The 4,560-nt window shown below is 36.6% G+C and carries 7 protein-coding genes; all 7 read right to left on the reverse strand.

The window, feature by feature from the left end:
• Window positions 1–158 precede the first annotated feature (158 nt).
• On the reverse strand, window positions 159–380 hold the full coding sequence (locus ABF281_RS03425; protein ID WP_347180301.1) for a hypothetical protein: 222 nt from the start codon (window positions 378–380) through the stop codon (window positions 159–161).
• A gap of 369 nt (window positions 381–749) precedes the next feature.
• A complete protein-coding gene (locus ABF281_RS03430) occupies window positions 750–1,628 on the reverse strand; it encodes a phage/plasmid replication protein (protein WP_347180302.1) in 879 nt (292 codons plus the stop codon).
• A 37-nt stretch (window positions 1,629–1,665) separates the two neighbouring features.
• Window positions 1,666–2,055, reverse strand: a complete 390-nt coding sequence (locus tag ABF281_RS03435; RefSeq protein WP_347180303.1) for a hypothetical protein — start codon at window positions 2,053–2,055, stop codon at window positions 1,666–1,668.
• A gap of 61 nt (window positions 2,056–2,116) precedes the next feature.
• On the reverse strand, window positions 2,117–2,389 hold the full coding sequence (locus ABF281_RS03440) for a helix-turn-helix domain-containing protein (RefSeq protein WP_347180304.1): 273 nt from the start codon (window positions 2,387–2,389) through the stop codon (window positions 2,117–2,119).
• Window positions 2,390–2,465: 76 nt separating this feature from the next.
• On the reverse strand, window positions 2,466–3,026 hold the full coding sequence (locus ABF281_RS03445; protein ID WP_347180305.1) for a hypothetical protein: 561 nt from the start codon (window positions 3,024–3,026) through the stop codon (window positions 2,466–2,468).
• Window positions 3,027–3,109: 83 nt separating this feature from the next.
• Complete coding sequence (locus tag ABF281_RS03450) at window positions 3,110–4,231, reverse strand: tyrosine-type recombinase/integrase (protein ID WP_347180306.1); 1,122 nt, start codon at window positions 4,229–4,231, stop codon at window positions 3,110–3,112.
• Window positions 4,232–4,372: 141 nt separating this feature from the next.
• On the reverse strand, window positions 4,373–4,560 hold a 188-nt coding region (locus tag ABF281_RS03455; protein ID WP_347180307.1), incomplete at its 5' end, for a hypothetical protein.

Here is a 4,560-nt window from a genome sequence, read left to right on the forward strand (position 1 = left end):
GATAAAGTATATTTAGTTATGACTGGTTCATCTGGTAAAGGAGCATCTTTAGAGCAAGAATTTATAACAAGAAATAAAGAAAATATAAGTAGTGAACTTCTGAAAAGGCTTTTCATAAAACAGATTTAAAAATAAATATATGATTTTTTTAAAACCTTCTAATCAATAAACAGCGGCAAATCCTCATTAGGTTTCTCTGACGTTTCATTACTCCTAAGTTTAGGTAAAACATAGTGTAGTGATAGCTGCAAAAGTTTTAATTTTTGGTTGGTATCCATTGAATTCACATCGATAGAATTTACAACCTCATCTATTAAATTCTGTAACTGTTCTTTCACTTCGGTGGTTATTTTGTTTGGGCTTCCTTTAGGTCTTGGCATAAATTGTTGTTTTTTATTAATATTCATTATTTTTTTAACACAATTCAATTAATTAAATAACCGTTTTGGAGCTGTTTATTGCTTCCTCATTTCTTATTGAGAACACACATCTTTTGACGAACGTAGGCAGACATTGACAAACGCTGTTGTTTTGCTAGGTTTCTAATTGTGTCCTTATCCTGTTTGGATATTTTTTAGGACGATTGCATCATTTAGTTCCATATTTACATCAGTTATTAATCATTTCAGGGAGCGATACCCTAATGGTTGTAGGGATAGCCTATTCCCACTTCGGCTCAAACCCCAAAATCTTTTTATCTAGTTCCATAATCAAATCGTGCTTTGTTGCACCATCCTCGAAAGGCTTCATCATTTTCCTAAAGCCCTCGACTTTGCGGAGTAGCTTAATGCTCCCATATCAGCAGCGTGATTAATTGCTTCCTCAATATTCAGTCTACCATATGCTGAAAGAGCTGCATTTATAATTTCGTCCTGTACACCTTTCTGTTTCATCCCTTTCTTAAAATTTGTATCTAGTTCTGTTAATTTTGGTATAGCGTTGTATTCTTCCTGCCAGTAATGGTGAAGCTTTTCTACATTCTCCATCGTAAATAAATGTCCTAGAACAGGTATGTCGCAACCACCAATTATTTTGCTGATTTGGGCATTTGTTCCTAATCCGACCTCAAATCGAGTCATATTCTGTCCTTTGTATTTTTCAGGTATATCCTGTTTGCCTCCATTTTTCTTGGTGTCTTTGACTTTATCGTAAAATTTCTTTTGCTTTGTTTTCGAGTTTTTATCACCATAGTATAATGTGCTGTTAAGTGTCCATCTGTTTTCTCCTTGCTGATTGCAGAGGTAAGGGTAGTACGCTACTGGCTTAAAGTCCGTTAAAGCGGTATGAGTTACATCGATGGATTTCACTAAAGATGTATCGCCTAAGTCATAACCAACCATATTGGATAACATCGAAAACAGGTTCAGGGTTTCTTCCAAAGTTGCTTCCTGTACATTGTTACCGTGAATAAATTTTGGAGGGCAAACTTTTATGGTCAAAAGACCTCTATCATTAGCTGAAATATGCAACGCTCTTCCGCTGCTGACGTTAGTAACCTTACCATTTAACCACTTGGTATTTGAGATGTAGTTTTTATACTCGCCTGTTACCATAGCATTACCCATTACTTGCTCCAAAGAATATCCTTGTTGCTCATAATTTGAAGTGATATGTATCCAGTCGTACATCGTTACCTTGCAATTTTTTGCAACATTTCTTCTCTTATTATAGAAAAAGAGATAGTTGTGGTTGAGGTTTAGCATTCGTTTTCGTTTTCTCAATGGGGGTTATAATGTCTGCGTCAGTCGCTTCTAGTATGTTCCCACTATACTCTTCCTTTAGGTCATCTTCATTATATCCCTCATCAATTCCTAGTCTAATTAATTCTGCTTCCATTAAATCTGCTTCATCCATTATCCACCTTTCAAAGTAATTCGGATATATTCTCATTTGTGCAAACGAATCCCATAACTTCATCATTGTAAGTTTGGTAGGGTCTTGCTTTGGTAAACTTTGATTGTGCATATATTTCTTAGCATTACGGGGTGGTTTTATTCCATCCGATAGCTCTGGTGCGTTCTTTATGTCAGTAAGATTTATGTACCCGCTCTTCATATATAGCGTTCTTGTATTACCGTGTTACTATTAAGTAACCAATAAGTATTACTTTGTTTTGTTATATATTTCTGATGGCTTGTCTGGCAATGGTGGTTAAGTCCTGAATCTTATTCGATATCATCCACGCATCGAGTTCATCCTTATCGAAGAAAACTTTTTTGCCTCGTTTGTAGTGTGGAATTTCTACTCCAGATGTAAGCTTGTACATATAGGATAATTTATAGCCTGTATATTCACAAGCCTCCTCTAGTGTCAGGGTTTTTTTGTTGCCTAGCAGTAAGGTCTTTATGAGTTCTAGATTGCTCTCAATTTTTTGGATACGGTCTTCCATTGCATTGTATTTTTAGGATTATTACAATGCAAATATGGAAACGTAAGGAAGCGAAAAAAACAGGGAGTACTTAGTACTAAGGATTTATCTTCTCATCGATTCTCGAGATAATATCATCAATAATTTTGTGGTTTTTTGGCTTGTAATCCGAACTTCTATTGCTGTAAAGATTCGCTCTAGTTGAGCTAGCATTTTTGAAATTCTCGCCATCTTTCTTTAGAAAAAACCGCTCCAGTTTATCGTCAAGCTGATGGTCATCTAACCATTTATTTTCAGCGAGTTTATCGATTAAGTATGTCGCCAAAGTAGCTGTTTTAAGCCAATGAATTTTAGCATATGGCTCTGTGGCTATATTGCCACTAAAGACCTCGTAAAACGCCTTATGTGGGGTGTGAGAGATGCATTCGGACTGGGTTAACTCTTTGTGAAGTTGTGCTACGATAGCATTCTTAATTCTGTGTCGGTATGCCTTAATTCGGAAGTAGTTTTTATTCCCCTTTTTCTTGCCGTACTTTTCTTCCATTTCGATAATGAGTTCATTGTAAAACCCTTCGAATTGGTCATCGATTTCTTGCTTGGAATATGATTCGGTATTATACTCATACTCCCATTGTGCGAAATTGTCTTCTAGCCCCATATCATTAATTTTGGAAGTTGGAGATTATTGTTTGTATAGAAAGCTACGTAATAACTACCATACCACAAAAAGTTTGGCAGAGTCTACTCACCGAAAGCCATTTGCATTGCGTCCTCTATATTCTCATTTGACAAATGTCCGTAGTTGTCTTCTGTGGTTGATACTTTCTTGTGTCCTAATAGCTTCGATACTATGTAAAGCGAGGTGTTGTTTTCTGATAGCATAAAGTATGCAAAAGTGTGTCTAGCCGTGTGGGCTGTAATGTGCTTCTCTTTTATACCTGCTTCTAAAGCCCAATACCGAAGATTTTTGTTTACTGGGTTATCGAATTTTATAGGGAAAATTAAATCAGCATCTCCTTTTCTTTCTGGAAGGAACTTTCTCGCTCCTTTTCTGATTTTGAAGAAGATTTTCGTTTTCGCCTTTTGAGTACGAACGTTAATCGTTATGTCGCCATCACCATTTACAGGTAAATCTCCCCAAGTTAGTTTAGTACAATCACCTTGACGAATCCCCGTGTAGCACATAAATAGGAAAGCATTCTTCATCACATCGTACTTAGTAGGTGTGTTTTGCAACGCAAAAACTTCGTCAGGGGTAAGGTATACCCTCTCGGTGTCGTCATCTTTGGGATACTCAACATCACCATCGTAGGGATTATTATAAAGCCTTCCATATTTTTTCGCCTGCTTTAAGGTTGTGCCTAATAAGCCGAAATATTTCCTTGACGTACTTGACTTGTAGGCGTTTTCTGTGGTTAGCCAAAGCCTCCATTTGTCAACAAACTCAATGTTCACCCTGTTTACGTCCATTTTGATGTTATATCCCTTATCCTTACAAAAACGTTTCATCGCTTTTAAAAGATTATTATATCCGTTAACCGCTGACGATGACTTATCCTTCTTGAGGTCAATCATTTCTTCCAGTTGGGCTATAAGCGTAATCTGCCCCTGTGAGCCGTTCTGATACTCTGCGCCTTTGTATAGCTCCTCGTATTCTTTTGTAAGCTTAGCAACTAGTTTCTTACTTCTTTCATTATGAGATTTCTTTTCAGGCGTGTCCGCTCTATTCCAAAAAGTGATATCTGTGTGCGTTGGTCTTTTCGTCTTAGTCCAGTTTGGTGAGTTTATGTAAAATTTCACCCATTTCTGACCCTTGCGTTTTTTAGCTTCTGACGGAACTAGAGTGGTGGATACGGTAACCATAATTGTGTACGTTTGTGTACAGATAAATTATCTGTACAAATTCTGTACAATAAATGTACGAATAAAAAGACAATCAAAGGAAGTAAAAAGAAGTTAAATGACTATATTTATGGGAGATAGAAGGGAAAGGAAGTCAAAGGATTATAACTCTATATTCTCGACAATGATCTGTCCTAAGTTCCAAGAAGGTACATAGTAGGTGTAATTGGTAAAATGGAGTATTTCCTCAAAAATGCGTTCTTGTAACACTGTAGAATTTCCTGTAATAATGGTCAATGAAAAAGAACCTCTTTCATCTCTTTTTGCCAAGGTATTACGGACCAGTTCTA

Origin of the sequence: Wenyingzhuangia sp. (genome assembly GCF_039768515.1) — a bacterium.
GTDB lineage: Bacteria > Bacteroidota > Bacteroidia > Flavobacteriales > Flavobacteriaceae > Wenyingzhuangia.

Coding starts and splice junctions, on each gene's coding strand:
- ABF281_RS03425 (WP_347180301.1), bottom strand. CDS start 380: ATGCCAAGACCTAAAGGAAGCCCAAACAAAATAACCACCGAAGTGAAA.
- ABF281_RS03430 (WP_347180302.1), bottom strand. CDS start 1,628: ATGTACGACTGGATACATATCACTTCAAATTATGAGCAACAAGGATAT.
- ABF281_RS03435 (WP_347180303.1), bottom strand. CDS start 2,055: ATGAAGAGCGGGTACATAAATCTTACTGACATAAAGAACGCACCAGAG.
- ABF281_RS03440 (WP_347180304.1), bottom strand. CDS start 2,389: ATGGAAGACCGTATCCAAAAAATTGAGAGCAATCTAGAACTCATAAAG.
- ABF281_RS03445 (WP_347180305.1), bottom strand. CDS start 3,026: ATGGGGCTAGAAGACAATTTCGCACAATGGGAGTATGAGTATAATACC.
- ABF281_RS03450 (WP_347180306.1), bottom strand. CDS start 4,231: ATGGTTACCGTATCCACCACTCTAGTTCCGTCAGAAGCTAAAAAACGC.